This window comes from Citrobacter sp. Cpo012 (assembly GCF_030333015.1).
In the GTDB taxonomy this organism is placed as follows: domain Bacteria; phylum Pseudomonadota; class Gammaproteobacteria; order Enterobacterales; family Enterobacteriaceae; genus Citrobacter; species Citrobacter portucalensis.
Genome location: NZ_JAOWGR010000037.1, coordinates 417,023 through 435,434, shown reverse-complemented (window position 1 = coordinate 435,434; position 18,412 = coordinate 417,023). Strand labels below are relative to the sequence as shown.

The window sequence follows — 18,412 nt, the reverse complement described above, 5'->3', positions numbered from 1 at the left end:
GTTTTTATCCCAATAAGAGCCAATATTATGGATTTAACGCTAAATACTGCAGCCGATATCGTCAAACTACTTTGCGACAGATTGCGTAAAGAACGACTCGCCCGGCAAATGACGCAGGCTGATGTTGCCGCGCGTTCAGGGGTCGGTGTGAATACCGTGTCGAATCTGGAAGCGGGGAAAAATGTAGGATTTGAGAATCTGGTCAAAGTCGCGATGGTGTTAGGCTATGGCGATGCACTGGAGGGGTTATTCAAACCCAGGATTGATAGTCTGGATGATATTTTGCGTTACGAAAAGAGCGCGGCACGTCAGCGGATCAAAAGGAAAAATTCTGATGCCTGAGCAAGTTGATGTCTTCTATGAAGGCTGGGGTGAGAAATGGCTGTGGGGCAAACTGGTGTCTTCCACAGCCCTGACCGGACGTCCGTTGATCGCCTTTGAATACAGTGAAGAGGCCTTACGTAAGGGGCTGGAACTGTCCCGACTGATGTTACCGCTGAACGGTCCCCGTTTACGCAGGGATTTCCCGGCTCATCAGCTGGGATTACCTGGGCCAGTCTATGATTCGCTACCTGACGGCTGGGGTATGCTGTTGATGGACCGACTATTTAAACGCCGCGGGCTCAACGCAGCACGCATTGGTCCATTGGAGCGCTTAACCTGGGTCGGCAACAACGCGATGGGCGCCATGACATTCCAGCCCGTTCAGTCAGATGCCGAGACGCTGTCAAAAGAGGATGTTCCTCTCGCACAACTGGCCGCTGAGGTTCAGGAAGTCCTGAGCGGCGAAGGCGGGGAATTCTTGCAAAAACTACTCCAGATGGGCGGTTCGCCACAGGGAGCAAGGCCTAAGGCGTTACTTTATCGTGACACTGTCACGTCTAAATTCACCACGGCGCCGCTACCCGGGAGCGAAAGCTGGCTGATAAAATTTCCCGCCAGGCATGAGCATGCTGAGGTATGTGCCATCGAAGCGGTTTATGCTGAATGCTTGCGCCAATGTGGGATAACCACGCCTGATACGGCGTATTTCAATCTGCCCGGCGGACAGGCGGCATTTGCCACTCGCCGTTTCGACCGTGACCAGTCGACACGAATTCCTATGCAGAGCCTGGCGGCACTTACCGGGGCAAATTACCAGATACCCGGCGCTTTAGACTACCGGGATTTTCTGCGCGCCACGCAGATTTGTACCAATGATGTCAGAGAAAAGGCAAAAGCGTTCGAACGCGTGGTTTTCAACGTGGCATTTAACAACCGCGACGATCATCCGAAGAATTTTGCCTATTTAATGTCAGCTGATGGAGACTGGACTCTGGCTCCGGCTTACGATGTCACCTGGTGCGAAGGGCCTGGCGGGTATCACCAAATGGACGTGCAGGGAGAGGCGCTGGATATCGAAAGAAAGCACCTTCAGTCGCTTGGCGTTCAGGAAGCTGAGTTATCTGCTGACCATGTGAACGGCATAATCGAAAAAGTCTGTCACTTTGCCACGGCATTGAGCGCTATCGCCAGGGACAAATACCCCGATCAGATAACGCAATCCACGCTGAAGACGATTCAGAAACAAATTGATGATAATGTCCGTCGGTTAATGTCCCGGTAACGCAGATACAGCCGCTACACTTAGCGAAGAATTAAATCTGAGCGGGGCAATGTTATGGCTGAATTTGTCTTGGGTATGCTGGAACACACGCCAGTTTGGGTGTATCTGCTGTTTGCCTTTCTACTTTACAGAGGGATTAAAGCCAGAACACCCGCCACCGTCACGCTGGAAAAGCTGGCGCTGATCCCGGCTATTTTTCTGTTCTGGGATATCTACGATTTAATCACTTATCGCGACCCGACCCTCATTACCTATATCCAGTGGACGATAGGTATTATCAGCGGCGCGATAATTGGCTACATATTAATTAACCCAGACCGTTTGAGCCGCAGTAGCGCACCGCGGAGTATTCATCGTCCGGCAGATTATTCCGCATTGCCATTTATGCTGCTGGCATTTGGCGTTAAGTACGTTCTTGGCGTACTTAACGCCACTGCTCCCGACGTTTTACGTCAACCCGCAATGAGCGCTCTGGCTATCATTACAGGCGGCATGTTCGCCGGCGTTTTTGTGGGGAAATTTACCCGCTACGTGAGCGTCTGGCTCAGACTTCCCACTCAGGACAACTATTAACGTCCCCAACGATTACGAATATAGGTCACGGCTTCCTGCGTTTGCGGTTGATTAAGATAATCTTCGCGAAACAGGATCGTGCCGTTGATGTACGGTTCGGATTCGTTTAAATCGAGCTGCTTTTTCAGTTCCGGCACACCGCCTTTTACCGTCCAGTCTGGCTCTTTTCTCGATGGTTCACCAACTTTATACAGCGCTACACCAATGTAGAGGCGGGTGTTGGTTGATATCACGACATCTGCCCACCATTTTGCCAGTACATCGTAACGCGCTGCGTCGCGGGCAAAAGGCCAGTAGAGTTGCGGTGCAATGTAATCCAGCAAACCTAGTTGCACCCAACGGCGGGTGTCTGCATACGACTCATCATACGCTGCCGCGCCGCGCGTGTCGGAGCCCGCTGGATCGTGCGAACGGTTGCGCCACACGCCCGCAGGACTGACGCCGAATTCAACCTCAGGCTTGAGTTTCTTGATGGTCCGCGAAACCTGGGCAATCAGCCGTTGCGTGTTATCGCGACGCCAGTCAGCCTTGGAGGCGAATCCCTGGCCGTATCTTCTGAAGGTCTGGCTGTCGTTGAGCGCAGAGCCGGGAGATTCGGTATAGAAGTAATCATCAAACTGCACGCCGTCAACCGGGTAATTCTCAACCACTTCCGCCACGATGCTGGTGATCCAGTCGCGCACGTCGGGAATACCGGGGTCTAACACAAAACGCTCGCCCGCAGTGCGGATCCAGTCCCGATGCAGGACGTATACGCTGGACGGTGTCTGTGACAGAGTGCTGTTTAACTCAGTGACCGTCGAAGGTTTGGTGTTTACGGACACGCGGTAGGGGTTAAGCCAGGCATGAACTTTCATTCCGCGTTTATGCGCTTCATCGAGCATAAACTGCAGCGGATCGTAACCCGGATCCTGGCCAATCGTACCGGTCAGGGTATCTGACCACGGTAGGATCTTTGACTTCCACAATGCGGTCCCATCGGGCTTAACCTGGAAAAAAACGGTGTTAATACCAAGCCGTTTCAGGTTGTCCAGCTTATCCGTCAGCGCTTTTTGCTGCAGGCTGATGCGTACGGCAGGCGAACTGATGTTCACGGATGAGATAGGCGGCCAGTCAAGACGAGAAACCGTGGCCAGCCAGATCCCGCGCACTGGCTCCTTGCTCTGCTGTGGTTTGCTCACCGGAGGTAGCGGAGTGGTTTTGGGGCCGGGCGGTTGTGAAGAACAGCTGCCAAGTAACAACATACTGCCCACAAGTACAGCAAACCATTTCATGTTGGTCAGCGGTAGTCTGGCACGAGAACGGGCGAGAATATTCGCCAGTTTTTTCTGATAATTTCCTGAAAAGAAACCGGATGCTGCCATCTGATTTTGCTCTTATTTCTTTTTATTGCGGCTGTTAGCCCAGGGATCGAAGGCCGGTTCGGGGGTGTTGTTTGAGGCCAGGTCATGCAGCGAATCAAGGTACAGCGCTTCAACTTCTGCCCGCGCCCACGGCGTACGGCGCAGAAACTTCAGACTGGATTTAACGCTCGGTTCATTTTTAAAGCAGTTGATATTAATGTGTTGCGCCAGTTCAGCCCAACCATAACGTTCAACCAGGGCATTGACCTGCATTTCAAGCGTTACGCCATGTAAAGGGTCTTTAGAAATATGAGCATTCATATGAAGTCCAGTTCAGTGGTTCCAGATTTTGTCAGTAGTGTGACGGGAAGAAGGTTACAAGAAAGCAAAGCTGCCAGCAACGGCAGAAAGCGGTATGGCGCGACAAGCCGTACGCCATACCGGCAATGGATGGCTCAATACTCTTTAAAAGCCAGTTCCAGACGGGCAATCAACGGTTTAAACAGGTAACTCATCAGGGTTCGTTCACCGGTCTTGATCGTCACGCTGGCAGGCATTCCCGCTTTAATTTTGTAATCGCCCAGCAAACGCGCGCCCTCTGCTGAAACCTGTACTTCCGCAAGGTAGTAAGGCTGCTGAGTGGTTTCATCAATTAAGCGGTCTGCCGAGATAGTCAGAACCCGGGCCGGAACCGACGGCAACAGGGCATGGTTAAGGGCAGGGAAAAGCACATCAACGGTTAAGCCGGGGACCAGTTTATCAATGGCATGCACGGGTATTTTGGCATCAATTTGCATGGGTTGTCCGGCGGCGACAATATCCATAAGATGTTCGCCGGGTTGAATGACGCCGCCCACGGTACTGACTTTAACATCCAGCACGATACCGTTAATCGGTGAGCGGATCTCGGTGTTATCCAGCTCGTGACGGGTGGACACCAGTTCATCCTCCAGCATTGCCACTTCTTTTTGGTTTTCCGTCAGTTCAGACTCAACTTCACGTAAATATTGATGACGCACCTGGTAGGCTTTAATTTTTAATTCGTTTTGCTGCGATTTCAGTTTAGCAATATTAAGAATATCTTCTGAAACGCTGCCAGATATTTCAGCCGCCTCGCGCTCCAGCACCAGTAATTGCGCTTTGGGGTAATAATTCTTTTCGCTCAGCGCGCGAATAGCCCCCAACTCCCGGTTAATCAGAGAAAACTGGTGGTCGCGATAGCCTTTTATTTTATTGAGATTATCCGTTTGCCCAACCAGACCATCGAGCGTCTCCTCAATCATCGACAGTTCGTCCTGAATCGTTTTGCGACGCGTATCGAAAAGCTTGGCCTGCAGATTTCTGACTTCTGTCAGCCGTTTATTGCCTGAGAATTGCTGCGTCAGCGTCGTATTAAAGCGGATCGCTTCCAGGCCATCGCGTTCTGCCAACAGACGATCTTCGATACTTTTTGCAGAAATATACTGGGCATTTAACGCGCTAAAACGCATTTCGAGCTGCATTTTATCCAACCGGACGAGAACCTGATTTTTCTTCACGAAGTCGCCTTCTTTGATAAAGATATCCGTTACCCGACCGCCGCTCAGATGCTGAATGGTTTTGCGGTTACTCGATACGGTTACCGTACCATCAGCGACCACGCCCGCATCTAACGGAGCTTGCACTGCCCAGAGGATAAAACTACCGACACCAAGCACAATGACGATCGCGCCCCGGATAATCGGCGACCAGATATTGGTATCTACGCCAGCAAATGCCGTATTGTGGGGATTCTTTTTCATCATCAGGCCTCACGTTGCTGTTCAGTAGTGGATGGAGAAGGCGTAGCCACCGGTTTCAGTACGTTGGCCTGACGCAAATGGGCAAAAACCTGATCGCGGGTACCAAACTCCTGTATGGCGCCATCGTTAAGCAGCAAAACCTTATTGACCACGCCGAGCAGCGTCGGGCGGTGTGAGATAATGACGGTAGTTTGTCCCTGTGTACGCAGGGTATTGATGGCTTTAACGAGTGCAAATTCGCCCGCGTCGTCAAGATTAGCATTCGGTTCATCAAGCACGATGAACGCAGGATTGTTATACACGGCGCGTGCCAGTCCGATGCGCTGCCGCTGCCCGCCGGAGAGCTGGTATCCGCCTGCGCCCAACAGCGTGTCATAACCTTGCGGCAAGCGCAGGATCATCTCATGAACGCCTGCCAGTAATGCGGCGGCGACGATAAGCTCACTGTCATTCTGCGCGAAGCGGGCAATGTTTTGCGCGATGGTACCGTCAAACAGTTCCACATCCTGCGGCAGATAGCCAATAGATGGGCCCAGCAGCGCTTTATCCCACTGACAAATATCTGCGCCGTCTAATCTGACTTTCCCTGATAGCGGTTTCCATACGCCAACCAGAACCTTTGCCAGCGAGGTTTTCCCTGAGGCTGAGGGGCCGATAATCCCCAGGACTTCACCTTGCTCCAGCTGGAATGAGATATTACGCAGTAGCGGGGAAGGCTGGCCGGGGGCTGCGGCGAAGACGCTTTCGACGCTGATGTTGCCGTTCGGACGCGGCAGGGTCAGTACCTCTTTCGGTGCCGGATACTCCTTCAGCAAGGTTGAGAGCTGATGCCACGCGCTACGAAACTGCACGAACTGCTTCCAACTGCCAATAACTTGTTCTACCGGGTTGAGGACGCGGCCAAGAATGATCGAGGCGGCGATCATCAAGCCCGGAGTAATATGGCCTCCGATCACCAGTAAAGCCCCGGCACCCAGCGCAATAGATTGCAGCAACACCCGCACAAAGCGGCTGAGGCTGCTTAACCCGGCCGTTTTGTCGGCAATCTGCGTTTGTAGCGCCAGCACTTTGTTATGTTGCTCCTGCCAGTTGGACTTCAGGGGCGAGAGCATACCCATCGCCTCAATGGCATCGGCGTTTTGCAGCTGTTTATTCAGTTTGCTGGCATTGTTAATGGTTAAGGCGTGCGCTTGCTGAATCGGGCGCTTGGTAGAGATTTCAGATACCAGCGTCAGAATGAATAATAACGTTATTCCGCCGAGAGAAAGGTATCCCAGCAGGGGATGGACCAAAAAGGCGATGAACAGATATATCGGCGTCCAGGGAATATCCAGTAAGGCGAACAGACTATTCCCGGAAAGAAACTGACGAACCTGATCCAGTTCGGCTAAAGATTGCGCCGGGTTGTTATCGCCGGTAACCATCTTTCTTTTAAAGGCTGCGTTAAAGACCAACTGGCTTAGCTTTATATCAAGCCGGTTGCCAAGTCTGACCATAACCTGCGCGCGGGCAGATTCAATCATGGCAATAACGATGTACAAGCCGACAATTAATAAGGTCAACATTAACAGCGTGGTGGTATTTTTACTGACCAGCACACGGTCGTAAACCTGTAGCATATAAATTGCCGGCGCCAGCATAAGCATATTAATCACACAACTAAAAAACAACAGCATCAGAAAAGTGGGCTTCGTTCCCTTTAATGCATCATTCAGTTCTGTTGGCGTATGCTGGCGCGACATAGTCTTCTCCTTATACGATCAATGAACTATTGCCGTTGTTACTGGCAAGGGTAGTGGGCATTTCCAGATAAAAGTCACCAATATTCACGGTGGTCGAATTGACGCCCACCAATGTGATGGTATCTGTACCGATAGTCACAATGGTGTTGCCATTGTTTCCGGTGATAGACACGCTGCTGGCAAAATTACCCGCGTTGATACCTAACAAGACGAGATCAAGGAAGTCCTGCCCGCCGTTGGGGTTACTGTCAAAACCGGTAATTCGGTCCTGCCCAAAGTTGGCGCCAAAGGCGAAGATATCGCTCCCGGCACCACCGTCCAGAATGTCGTTACCTTCCTGACCATTAAGAATATCGTCCCCGCTACCGCCGGAAAGGGTATCCGCGCCCGCACCGCCAATCATGACGTCGTTGCCAACTCCACCTTGCAGATTATCAGCGCCATCTCCGCCATCGAGGAAGTCATTCCCGATACCACCAAACAACTGGTCGTTACCGCCCATGCCGAACAGATAGTCGTTACCGGTCCCTCCCGTAATGGTGTTCGCAATGGCATTACCAGTACCGATAAAACTACCGCTGCCGGTAAATACCAGTTCTTCCACGTTATCGGTGAGGTCGTAGCTGCTGAGGTTGGTTCGGACAACGTCCGTGCCACCATTCACACCTTCGATAACTACATCACCGAAATCATCAACAATGTAGGTATCATCGCCCGTGCCGCCGGTCATACTGTCGGCACCAAGCCCGCCATCAAGCGTGTCATTACCGGCATCACCTTGCAGAATATCTTGCCCCGCCTGACCAGAGAGGTTGTCGTTTCCCGCACCGCCAATGAGCAGATCGTCACCTGCACCGCCGAGTAAGGTGTCATTACCGCCTTCACCGCGTAGGATATCGCTCCAGGCAGTACCGACGAGGGTGTTAGCCCCGTTGGTACCCACAATCAGATCGCCCACGGGCTGGGTGGTGGTCGACGTCAGGACAACAGGGGGGTTGCCTTCATCGTCGACGACGGTAACGACCACCTGCAACGTTCTGCCGACCATAGCCTGACCCGGCGTATAGGTGGCGGAAGTCGCACCGTTAATGTTGACGAATCCGGTTGGCGAACTCATTCTCCATTGATAAGTGAAATTACCGCCGCTCAGACCATCGGCGTCAGCAATGCCTGAAACCACTGCGGTCAGCGTCAGGCTTTCAGTTGGGGTGAGGTCGTTAATTACCGGCACACCGGTCGTGGCCTGATTTCGCGGTAGGATCGCCTGAGTTTGTGCCGACACCAGGGTTTCAGCGTCACCCATGCGGTCGTTAAAGCTGGCTACCACACGCAGCGGTGCGCCCTGAATAGTGCCAGGCACTCTGAACTCAACGCCGGTTGCCTGATCTCGCCATTGGCCGTTGACGAATGCCTGCCAGGTCATGGTGATGGCCACATCCGCCGCCAGCCCGTTACCATCCAGCAAGTTCGCCACGTTGACGCGCAGCAGGTCGCCCACCGAAGGGTTAGGGTTACTGATGGTAAGATCGCCCGTCGCTTGTTGCCCCGTCACCCACAGCTGCTTCCCATCGCCAAACTCCAGTTTTTCGATGTTCAACAGACGATCGATGCCATCATTCAGGTTCAGCGCGGCATCCGGCGTGGCGTGTTCGACGCGCAGGCTACCGTCTGCCATACGGGTAAAGACATAGTTGCTGCTGACATCACGGTACACCGCGACGTCAGTTTCCGTGCCGTTACCTTCATGCAGGATTTCTCGCACAATCGACAGTTGATTCGGTTTCAGCGTGCCGGCCAGCATGTACGATTTCAGTTCAGCCATACCTTCGGCGCTGGTGAGTCCTGCCATACCCGTAACGGCAATACGCACGTTGAGCCATGCATCACCATCAATGATATCGTTACCGGCTTTACCCATAATGCGGTCGCTACCTCCACCGCCGAGTAAAATATCGCTACCATCATCAGGATTCAGGAGCACCGCGTCCGGGTTTGTAGAACGCTCTACGCCGAGAATAGCCTGTAAACCGGTGATCCGATCCGCACCTTCCTGGGTCAGGTTGTTAGAGAGGGGAACGCCCTGAACAGGCGCAGTACCTATCGGCTGTTCTGTCCCGGTCAGGATATCGTCGTATTTCCAGCCCGACAGCCCTTCAACAAGATCAAAACGGTCGCGTAGAATAAACTCCTGCTGGTTGACGAAAATAGGGATCCCAAGGTCAGAGTTAGCGCCATTTGGGTCGCCTTTATGGATAGCCCAGTCGAAACCGGCCATGCCATTATTGCGCTGGATCCCCGCGCCCTGAACCATGATGTCGTCACCGGCTTCGCCATCGTAGTCGGTGTCGTTACCCTGACCGTTAAGAACATCGTGACCGATAATGGTACTGTTGAAGAACAACTCAGAGTTGTCACCCGCCAGCGTGTCAAACCCGTCGCCGCCTTCCAGCCAGTCATCGCCTTCGTTGCCCATCAGGAAATCACCACCCGAGCCGCCAAGCGCAAAGTCGTTATCCTGACCCGAGAAGACCTCCTGCGCATCTTCGCCGACCACCACGAAGTCGCTACCGCTGCCACCAAAGACCAGATCGTTTCCGTTACCGGAGAAGATAACGTCATGTCCGGCATCACCGTGCAGGAAGTCCGCATCACCAACAGGCGTACCGGTATCGGTAATAATGTCATCACCGTCACCACCATGGACCACGTCTGCTTCGTCGCCGCCGTCCAGCCGGTCATCTCCGCCATCACCCCACAGACTGTCGATCCCTTTACCGCCGATTAACGTATCATTGCCTGCCGTCCCTCCAAGCACCACATGCCCATCGCCGGTATATTTCAGATACCCGCCATCGGCAAAACTATCGCCGTCAACATCCACACCTGGGTCGCGACGCACCAACAACGGCGAGAGCAGATCCTTCAGCGGATTACCCCATTTCGGGTCGATTTCCGTTTGCAGCACGCGGTTCACTTCAAAAATATGGTCCGGTGTCTGGAACAGATTTGCGGGCAGGTGGGAGGATCCCTCATCACCAAGATCGCTGTTACGCATTACTAGTGCGGAAAACGAGTTGGCCTCCAGTTCATTGAGTAAGTTTAATCCCTGAACGCGGCTCAGATAGTAGAAACGATCGCCGTCCTGAAGCATTTCCATTTGTGTTTCAAAGACGAAGTTGAAGGTTGAGCCGAGCATGCCGCCAAATTCATTTTTGCGCTCTGCCAGCCCGCCAATCCAGAAATCGACCATATTCAGGCCGGTCTCTTTGGTTGCCCACGCTCCGGTACTGTTAAAGAAATCCATCGCATCCGCAGGCGGGGCATTGTTAGCATCACCAAACAACAGGAAGTTTACCGCTGCACGCTTACCTTCAAGGCTGGTGGCATTGAGGATCAGCTCATGCTGACCATAGGCGGCCATAAAGTTAATGATTGAAGCGGGATTTTTCAGGTAGGTAGTGAAGTCAGCCCAACTGGTATAAGGCTTCAGTTGACTATCACCGCTTAATGCAAAAAACTGCTCGCGGGCCTGGTTCAGCGTCGGCATTGCGGTGTCACGGCCACGGGCTATATTAAGCGCGCCTAAATCGAGGGGCAGGCCGATGAGATTATTACGCAGAGCATCGGTAATAAATTCATCAATTTCGTTACCCACCTGACGCGTCATACCACGCACAATTGCGCCAATAGCCTGATCGTCCGTGACGGTGGCCCCGTTGATTTGATTAAATGCTACCGGATTCAGGAATGCTGAAATCAGGTCAATATCGCCACTTTGCATATCAATGTCGGTGCGCGCCACGGTTTCTGTCAGCATTGAATGCCCGAAACGGTAAACCACATGCGCAAACTCGGCAAAGATCATCGGGTTTATATCCGCCGTGTTGGAGAAAACAAACGGATCGACGGCGGGTTGTACGGTACGGGCAAACTCCTCGAAGACGAGGTGCTGATATTGCATTTCCGTGGAGAAACGACCTGCCTGGAATAGGTACTCACCGTTCCATACCAGCGTACTGGTATCGGCAGGTAATTCCGTGATTTGATGATTGGGCATCAACCACTGATTAATGAGGTCGATATCACCGGTTTCCAGCAGTGTTGTTTTATATTGCTCAACCAGACGGTTATGCTCGCTGTGAAAAACGGCGTGCACCGCGGTTAAACCTATATTTTCGTTCCCACGCCCGTCACCGGTAATAAAGTGACGATCGAGCAGTTCGTTATCATAGGTTCCTGCCGGTTGCGCTCCTTCGCCCCCAATCGCAGTGTCATCATCTGCCAGCAGACCCGCTTTTGGCGCGGCAGTATGCGCAATATCATCAAGAAACGCATGGCCGGTTCGGAATGTTCCCTCAGGCAACAGACCGCCGTTGGCTTCAACCAGTCCCCCGGTGGTAACAATCTGTACCTTTCCATTTTCACTTAAAATCAAATTACCATAGCGATCCGTAGCCAGCAGGGGAACATTAAACACATCCTGATCGGTGAGTTTAATGCCAAGCAGGGTTTCAGCCTGGTTTTTAACGTCGGCCCAGGTCGCCAGTCCACCGTTCGCACCGCCTAATAAATTCCCGGTAGGCTCAGGTTTCCCATCAATAATGACGTATTCGCGGATGAAAATTTGATGTGAAGGATGGGAGGTGTAGGTTTGGTTTTGGTCGATGAAGGGGGTCGTCAGGTTTACTGTCTCTCGATTTTCATCCACCGTTGCCCGGGTTAATAGCATAAAGTTTGTTGACGACCCTTCCACATATAAAGGGTCATCCGGCTGTAGCGGAATGAAAACGATACCGTTGCCTCCTTTGGGAATCAAATCCAGACCGTGGTCAAAAAACTGGCCAAAGAAGGTCATCCAGCCGTTAAAAGCAGGGGAGAGACCGATATCGGGAGACTGGTTAGGAATGGATAACGTTTCTCCGTCTCCTGTAATAGTCCCCCCGCCGGGAGCATCTTTTAACGCGTTAAATACCTCCAGTGCGGCTGGGTTAGATGCCGTTTGATCGGAAATTAAGTTACTAATAATACGTGGGTCGGCATCAATAACGGTGCCACCAATTTGGATATAACTGGTCATTTGGTCCGCATCTTGCCAGTTTAACGCGGTTAATCTCGGCATTGTCTGGTCGGCAGAGCCATATAACTCCTGACCCGGTAGAAGATTATTCCATGAACCATCTACCGTGCGAAGTCCATAAGGCAATAGCGGACTGGAAACTAATTCCCTAAGCAATTCAGCATTAACGCTGCCATCCGGGTTAGTTGCCGCTTCGGATATTTTGATCTGCTTAAGAATAAAAGCAAGATCGTGCAGAGTGACAGTAAAGTCATATTGTGAGGCCATAAGTCATTACCCCTATCTTTACCTGTATTAACTATCATCACTCTTTTCTTCCACTTACAAAAATTGACAGAAGAATGAGTCGTATAAGATACCTGATTGTTATTGCATGATTAAAAGTCCATATTTTAAAAATGATGTATCCATGACCAGATTAGCGTTATTCTCCTGAGGATTAGTTAGCACAATAAGATATTCGCCTCACTTATATATTAGGTTTTAGAGGTTAATGATCATCGTGTCCCATTGAAATCAAAGACATATTTGAGACACAATGTTTTGAGAAGACAAGGTCTCCTCAAGGCTGTAAAGGTTTTACTTTTTAAAACGCATATTACAGTTATGTGATGATCATAACTATGGTTTTTCCGTTGGCGACTTCACTCATACTTTTTTATGAAAAGATTAAATTTTCATTTCTTTACATTAGAATTTATGTCAAATCACTTATTAAGAAGAGTTCTCATTAAGTCGGCATTTAAGATGTCGTTGTGTTGAATTATAAAATTTAATATTGGATAAAATTTAACACGACATCATTCCTGATGCCTGATTATGCTATTAGCATAAATCAATACCGTGTGATAGCTGACCCTACGTTTAGTAAAGAACGCCCCCTCCAAACAGGTAATACAATGAAAAAAAATATAATTTTTCTCTCCGGGATGATCTTTTCGTCGGTCGGTCACGCCAGTGCGCTCTATTTCTATGAAATCGGAACGGAAGATACCGCACTGGCTGGTGCAGGGCAGGCCGCTCGTGCTCAGGATGCCTCTACGCTGTTAACGAACCCTGCGGGGATGACTCGTTTACCTGACCATATGGTCACCGGAGGATTACAGGCGATGGGCGGAGATATTCCCTATACGCTGAATAATACGACAGATGGCAGACAAAGCCCCGGTAATGTAATGACGCTTTTCCCCAATGCCAGCATGTTTTATACGCAACGGCTGAGTGATACCGTTTCTGCCGGTTTGGGTTTGTACGGCAACTATGGGTTAGGTATCGACTTCGGCAACTGGGCTGGGGATCGGTTAATTAAACAAAGTACCATGGTTGCGATGACGCTGAGTCCCGCCGTTGCATGGAAACTAAGTGATAAGGTGTCGGTTGGCGCAGCTGCAGGGCTAAACTATGGTTTTCTGTCGCTAAGCAGAGATGTCGATGGCCACGATGAGAAACAAAGCGATCATGACTGGGCGATGAATTACCACCTTGGGTTATTAATGGACTTAACTGACAATACTCGGGCGGGTGTAACCTGGACCAGCAAGACTGATTATCATTTCAATATTGACGGGACAGCGCGTTTTCCCAATATACCTAATATTGGATATGATCTGCCGATCTCCACACAAGTCCGTGCTCCGCAGCAGGTGATGCTTAGTCTGGTTCACGATATCAACAGGCAGTGGTCAGTGATGGGCGATCTTGGCTGGCAGGACTGGAGTCAGTTTGGCAGCCCGCAGATTACAATGAATGGTCAGCAAAGCGATCGTGATAATCGTCTGAAAGATACATGGCATACAGCGCTGGGCGTGCAATATCATCCCGATGAGCAGTGGCGCATTAATGCCGGTATTGCATATGACAGTTCACCGTACAAATCGCAAAGTGATGTAGCGCTTTCGATGCCAACCGGCGATGAATGGCGACTTGCCACCGGTGCACAGTACCAGATTACGCCAGCCAGCAATATTGGCGTTGCCGTTGAGTATTTGCACATGCAGTCGTCCAACGTCAAATCTGATATCTTTGCAGGCCAGTATAAGAACCCGTGGTTATGGTTTGCCAGTGTCAACTACAGCTATCAATTCTAGCGCCGTTATTCCCGATTAAATATCTCACGCATTGTTAATAGTCACCATAGCGGATTATCTATCCGGCGGTGTCTGGTGACCATCTGCTGGTGGTCTTATCACACACGCTCGTTTAAATAAAAATAAATTTGTACTTTTATTATTGAGCAATTTATGGTTTTAATATGAATCTGTACTACCTTCATGGAATATAGGTAAAAGCATATTGTTTTCAATCTAAATAATACAGGTTTGATTATGCAAATTTCACCTCCGGTACGCCCAGAACAAAGCATACAACGTTTAATGCAAGCACTTGAACCGATTGCAGAAAAGATGAAAGTTGTGCCGCGGCGGCGTATCATGTGGAAATACAAGAATAAGCCTCAACTCTACCTTTTTTTGCAAGGGGAGCTGTCCATTTTACGTTCTTCTGATGGTCTGTTAATCGTGACCGTCTATGAACCCCATCTGTTCGGTATTGCCGAAATGATCCAACCGGTACACGGCCATTTATTGCGCGCTGAAGCTGAATCAACCTTATTACGCGTCGATGCCGATAAAGCACGAGAACTCTTTCATCAACAAGGCTTGTGGGAAGATGCGGCGGCAGTGCTTTCATATCATACGGGTTATCTCTTTTATCGTGATGATTTAGTCGTACAGCAGCGTACTTATTCAGTGATACGTAACCACCTCGAAGAGATGATTTTGTTGCCGGAAGAGACGCGCAAGCGTGTTTCTATTTTGGATTATATTCAGGATCGGACCCACTTATCGCGCAGCAGTGTTTTAAATGTTGTATCTGCGTTAAAAAAAGGAGGGTATATTGATTTTGAACGCGGAGGGTATCTTACTTCCATCAATAAATTGCCTGAGCGATTTTAAATAAACCCACAAACAAGTTACAAATCGATTATCTAACTTTAATATTCTATTGTAGTAGCATGCCATATATCAATCGTAAAAAAACCTCCTCATCATTCTCTGAGGAGGACTTCTTGTTATTCAATAAGAGAGTTCACGGACTGATTAATGCTTAACAGTCCTGTTTGATTATGCTCCTTATAATAAAAATTGTTCATTTGCTGCATTTGTTCGAGCTTGGTTAAAGAAGCATAAACCTGGTATGCCTGGCTATGAACGTCAAACATCTCTCTTGGCTTAACCTCATGAAGATATTCATTTTTTAACGAACTCACGACGTTTTCAATTTGCTGTTTATTATCCTGATATAAGGACAGGGATGCCGAGTCACTACTTGATTTTGACTCGGGTTGTGCCTGAACAACAGGGATCACCATTTTATTGATCTTAACAACTTTCTCTGGGGGAGAAGTATTACAGCCAGAAAGTATCCCAGTGATGAGAAGTAGATAGAGAGTGCGCATATATAGTATTCTAAAGACAATGGATACCAGCCATTATCTTTTTATACAGTCAGGTGTCTACAGCCATTTTGTTTAAATAAAAACAAAAGGAAATTTAAAAATAAATGTCATTGCATTACATTGTTTCATAAGACCATGTTAGCCTACGAGCATTAGATCATAGAAACCTGATAAATACAGTATTAAGGAAGCTTCTCAACAATCAGAGCAGCAGGGTTTCTTTCTTCTTGATAATATATTATTAGCGAGGATTTATGAAACTTAATAAACTAGTAAGTTATCTGGCTTTAGCTGGCGTGTGTTCAACATCATTAATATCACTACCTGTATTGGCACAGGAAGGGGCAAAAGATGCGACTGCTCAGACCAAAAGTGCGAATGACGCCTTATATGGTCAATTGCCATTCACTGATAAAACCGATTTTATGAACGCTCATAAAGGTTTTATTGCTCCGCTTCCCAGTGAATTGATTAAAGGGAAGCAGGGAAATGTTGTCTGGGACCCTCAGCAATATGCCTTTATCAAAGAGGGCGAAAAAGCCCCCGACACGGTTAATCCAAGCCTGTGGCGTCAGTCGCAGTTGATCAATATTGGCGGCTTGTTCCAGGTCACCGATGGCGTGTATCAAATCCGTAATCTTGATCTCTCGAATATGACAATTATGGAAGGGAAAGAGGGTATTACGGTCATTGATCCGCTTGTCTCGGCAGAAACCGCGAAAGTGGGAATGGACCTTTATTATAAGAATCGCGGTAAAAGACCCGTTGTTGCCGTCATTTATACGCACAGCCATGTTGACCACTACGGTGGCGTCCGCGGCGTGATTGATGAAGCGGATGTGAAGTCCGGTAAAGTGAAGGTATATGCACCGGCTGGTTTTATGAAGGAAGCTGTATCTGAAAATATTATGGCAGGTAACGCCATGAGTCGCCGAGCCAGTTACATGTATGGCAATCTGTTGAAACCGGATGCAAAAGGTCAGGTCGGTGCGGGTCTGGGAACGACAACCTCCGCCGGTACGGTGACGCTGATTGAACCCACTAACTATATTACCCACACCGGGCAGAAAGAAGTTATCGACGGTCTAACCTATGATTTCATGATGGCGCCGGGATCGGAAGCACCTTCTGAAATGCTGTGGTATGTAGAAGAGAAGGGAATGATCGAAGCTGCAGAGGATGTCACCCATACGCTACATAACACTTATTCATTACGTGGCGCGAAGATCCGCGATCCGCTGGCATGGTCAAAATATATCAATGACGTTATTGGCCGCTGGGGTGGAAAGGCAAACATTATTATTGCTCAGCATCACTGGCCGACCTGGGGTAATGAAAATGTGGTGAAGTTAATGAAAAGTCAGCGTGATATGTACCGTTACATCAACGATCAGACGCTGCGCATGGCTAACCAGGGGCTGACCCGTGACGAAATCGCCGCTAACTTCAAACTGCCGTCTGGCCTGGAAAAATCATGGGCCAGCCGTGGATACTATGGTTCTGTCAGCCATGATGTGAAAGCAACGTATGTCTTTTACCTCGGCTGGTTCAATGGTAATCCGGCAACACTGAATGAATTACCGCCCGTTGATGCCGCGAAGAAATATGTCGATTATATGGGCGGCGCCGATGCAATCATGCAAAAAGCGAAAACGGATTACGCCCAGGGCAATTACCGTTGGGTGGCGCAAGTCACTAACAATATCGTCTTTGCTGATCCGAGCAATAAAGAAGCCCGTAATCTGGAAGCAGATGCCCTTGAGCAAATGGGTTACCAGGCTGAGTCCGGTCCATGGCGTAATTTTTATCTGACTGGTGCACAAGAATTACGCAACGGTGTGGTGAAAGGCGCGACACCAAATACCGCCAGCCCGGATACCGTTAAAGCCATGTCACCTGAGATGTTCTTTGATTATCTCGCGGTACATATTAACGGAGAAAAAGCGGCAAATGCGCAAGCAGTCTTCAACGTCGATTTAGGTGCTGACGGCGGTAAATACAAACTGGAACTGGAAAACGGTGTTCTTAACCATAGCGCTGATGCACAGGCCAGCAATGCTGATGCCTCCATTACGCTTAACCGTGCAACGTTGAACAAAATTATTCTCAAGGAAGAATCGCTGAAACAGGCAGAAGAGAAGGGTGATGTACAAATTTCCGGCAATCATGCCAAGCTTGATGAGTTCCTCGGGTATTTAGATAGCTTTGATTTCTGGTTTAACATGGTAACGCCTTAACTGTAGAGCCAAACCATGCCATAACCCGCCAGCACTGGCGGGTTTTTTATTGTTGCTTATCAGAGTATTGAGTTGTACGAGACTGTATAGCAGTTGCTATACAGGACGTTTGTTGTCTGCAAAACAGACTCGCGAAAAGTCGCTGGCTTTTATTCACTGGCCACTGGTAGCGTCAACCACACAGAAGCAACAGGCAATCTTCGGCGTAACATGCCAGATCCAAGCCAGATTGGCCGTAGACCTTTCTGTTCGTGGAAAAGGGTTAGGGGCCGATCTGCTTCACGATGCGGTACTGCGGTGTTACAAAGTGGCAGAAAATATTGGCGTGCGTGCCGTTATGGTGCATGTGCTCACAGACGAAGCTAAACGTTTTTATCTTCACCACGGATTCAAAGCATCTCAACTGCAGGAGCGAACTCTGTTCCTTGGGCTTTCATGATTGTAATGAGCAGAGGAGGTCAATGGCCAAACGTGGGCCACATGGGGATTCAACTGAGTACGTATCAAATTGTATTTAACATAATATACATTATGCGCACTAACGTAGATAAAGGCTGAATCTGATGTTTTATGGTCATCCTTGTGCTGCTCAATAA

12 protein-coding genes and 1 pseudogene are annotated in these 18,412 nt (G+C 49.5%); 7 read left to right on the top strand and 6 right to left on the bottom strand.

Going from position 1 to position 18,412, the window contains the following annotated elements; translation table 11 throughout:
- The first annotated feature begins 27 nt into the window (after positions 1–27).
- Genes OGX90_RS11985 through OGX90_RS11975 form a run of 3 tightly spaced genes read left to right on the top strand, consistent with a single transcriptional unit; the run spans position 28 to position 2,179 of the window.
- Positions 28–342, top strand: a complete 315-nt coding sequence (locus OGX90_RS11985; RefSeq protein ID WP_032943458.1) for a helix-turn-helix domain-containing protein — start codon at positions 28–30, stop codon at positions 340–342.
- Entirely contained in the window at positions 335–1,606 is a 1,272-nt protein-coding gene (locus OGX90_RS11980; RefSeq protein ID WP_048235368.1) for a type II toxin-antitoxin system HipA family toxin, read from the top strand. The genes OGX90_RS11985 and OGX90_RS11980 overlap by 8 nt, the downstream gene beginning before the upstream one ends.
- Positions 1,607–1,660: 54 nt before the next feature.
- Complete coding sequence (locus OGX90_RS11975) at positions 1,661–2,179, top strand: hypothetical protein (protein WP_008784779.1); 519 nt, start codon at positions 1,661–1,663, stop codon at positions 2,177–2,179.
- Here OGX90_RS11975 and OGX90_RS11970 read toward each other — a convergent pair.
- The 5 genes from OGX90_RS11970 to OGX90_RS11950 all read right to left on the bottom strand — a co-directional run bounded on the left by OGX90_RS11970 (position 2,176) and on the right by OGX90_RS11950 (position 12,389).
- Positions 2,176–3,543 carry a glycoside hydrolase family 10-like protein gene (locus OGX90_RS11970; protein WP_234692523.1) on the bottom strand — a complete coding sequence of 456 codons (1,368 nt, stop codon included), beginning with the start codon at positions 3,541–3,543 and terminating at the stop codon, positions 2,176–2,178. The genes OGX90_RS11975 and OGX90_RS11970 overlap by 4 nt on opposite strands.
- A 12-nt stretch (positions 3,544–3,555) precedes the next feature.
- On the bottom strand, positions 3,556–3,843 hold the full coding sequence (locus OGX90_RS11965) for a VF530 family protein (RefSeq protein ID WP_048235370.1): 288 nt from the start codon (positions 3,841–3,843) through the stop codon (positions 3,556–3,558).
- Between the two features lie 134 nt (positions 3,844–3,977).
- Positions 3,978–5,306 (bottom strand): HlyD family type I secretion periplasmic adaptor subunit, encoded by a 1,329-nt coding sequence (locus OGX90_RS11960; protein ID WP_353622333.1) that lies wholly within the window; start codon positions 5,304–5,306, stop codon positions 3,978–3,980.
- Complete coding sequence (locus tag OGX90_RS11955) at positions 5,306–7,045, bottom strand: type I secretion system permease/ATPase (RefSeq protein WP_048235372.1); 1,740 nt, start codon at positions 7,043–7,045, stop codon at positions 5,306–5,308. The genes OGX90_RS11960 and OGX90_RS11955 overlap by 1 nt, the downstream gene beginning before the upstream one ends.
- A 10-nt stretch (positions 7,046–7,055) precedes the next feature.
- The gene (locus OGX90_RS11950) at positions 7,056–12,389 is read right to left on the bottom strand and encodes a peroxidase family protein (RefSeq protein WP_234692525.1); all 5,334 of its coding nucleotides are present in this window, start codon (positions 12,387–12,389) and stop codon (positions 7,056–7,058) included.
- Between the two features lie 632 nt (positions 12,390–13,021).
- On the opposite strand from OGX90_RS11950, the gene OGX90_RS11945 reads away from it, so the two are divergent.
- The gene (locus tag OGX90_RS11945; protein WP_048235374.1) at positions 13,022–14,209 is read left to right on the top strand and encodes an OmpP1/FadL family transporter; all 1,188 of its coding nucleotides are present in this window, start codon (positions 13,022–13,024) and stop codon (positions 14,207–14,209) included.
- A 237-nt stretch (positions 14,210–14,446) separates the two neighbouring features.
- Positions 14,447–15,076, top strand: coding sequence for a winged helix-turn-helix transcriptional regulator (locus OGX90_RS11940; protein ID WP_008784772.1), 630 nt, complete (start codon positions 14,447–14,449; stop codon positions 15,074–15,076).
- 116 nt (positions 15,077–15,192) lie between these two features.
- On the opposite strand, the gene OGX90_RS11935 is transcribed toward OGX90_RS11940, so the two are convergent.
- Positions 15,193–15,579, bottom strand: coding sequence for a KPN_03583 family lipoprotein (locus OGX90_RS11935; RefSeq protein WP_008784771.1), 387 nt, complete (start codon positions 15,577–15,579; stop codon positions 15,193–15,195).
- Positions 15,580–15,833: 254 nt separating this feature from the next.
- Here OGX90_RS11935 and OGX90_RS11930 point away from each other — a divergent pair, with 254 nt between their 5' ends.
- Both OGX90_RS11930 and OGX90_RS11925 read left to right on the top strand, forming a co-directional pair.
- A complete protein-coding gene (locus tag OGX90_RS11930) occupies positions 15,834–17,816 on the top strand; it encodes an alkyl/aryl-sulfatase (RefSeq protein ID WP_008784770.1) in 1,983 nt (660 codons plus the stop codon).
- Between the two features lie 102 nt (positions 17,817–17,918).
- Positions 17,919–18,255 (top strand): annotated as a pseudogene (locus OGX90_RS11925) (GNAT family N-acetyltransferase); the annotation flags it as partial.
- Between the last annotated feature and the right edge of the window lie 157 nt (positions 18,256–18,412).

Bases quoted from the DNA above. Each gene is read 5' to 3' on its own strand.
- OGX90_RS11985 (WP_032943458.1), top strand. From the start codon at position 28: ATGGATTTAACGCTAAATACTGCAGCCGATATCGTCAAACTACTTTGC.
- OGX90_RS11980 (WP_048235368.1), top strand. From the start codon at position 335: ATGCCTGAGCAAGTTGATGTCTTCTATGAAGGCTGGGGTGAGAAATGG.
- OGX90_RS11975 (WP_008784779.1), top strand. From the start codon at position 1,661: ATGGCTGAATTTGTCTTGGGTATGCTGGAACACACGCCAGTTTGGGTG.
- OGX90_RS11970 (WP_234692523.1), bottom strand. From the start codon at position 3,543: ATGGCAGCATCCGGTTTCTTTTCAGGAAATTATCAGAAAAAACTGGCG.
- OGX90_RS11965 (WP_048235370.1), bottom strand. From the start codon at position 3,843: ATGAATGCTCATATTTCTAAAGACCCTTTACATGGCGTAACGCTTGAA.
- OGX90_RS11960 (WP_353622333.1), bottom strand. From the start codon at position 5,306: ATGATGAAAAAGAATCCCCACAATACGGCATTTGCTGGCGTAGATACC.
- OGX90_RS11955 (WP_048235372.1), bottom strand. From the start codon at position 7,045: ATGTCGCGCCAGCATACGCCAACAGAACTGAATGATGCATTAAAGGGA.
- OGX90_RS11950 (WP_234692525.1), bottom strand. From the start codon at position 12,389: ATGGCCTCACAATATGACTTTACTGTCACTCTGCACGATCTTGCTTTT.
- OGX90_RS11945 (WP_048235374.1), top strand. From the start codon at position 13,022: ATGAAAAAAAATATAATTTTTCTCTCCGGGATGATCTTTTCGTCGGTC.
- OGX90_RS11940 (WP_008784772.1), top strand. From the start codon at position 14,447: ATGCAAATTTCACCTCCGGTACGCCCAGAACAAAGCATACAACGTTTA.
- OGX90_RS11935 (WP_008784771.1), bottom strand. From the start codon at position 15,579: ATGCGCACTCTCTATCTACTTCTCATCACTGGGATACTTTCTGGCTGT.
- OGX90_RS11930 (WP_008784770.1), top strand. From the start codon at position 15,834: ATGAAACTTAATAAACTAGTAAGTTATCTGGCTTTAGCTGGCGTGTGT.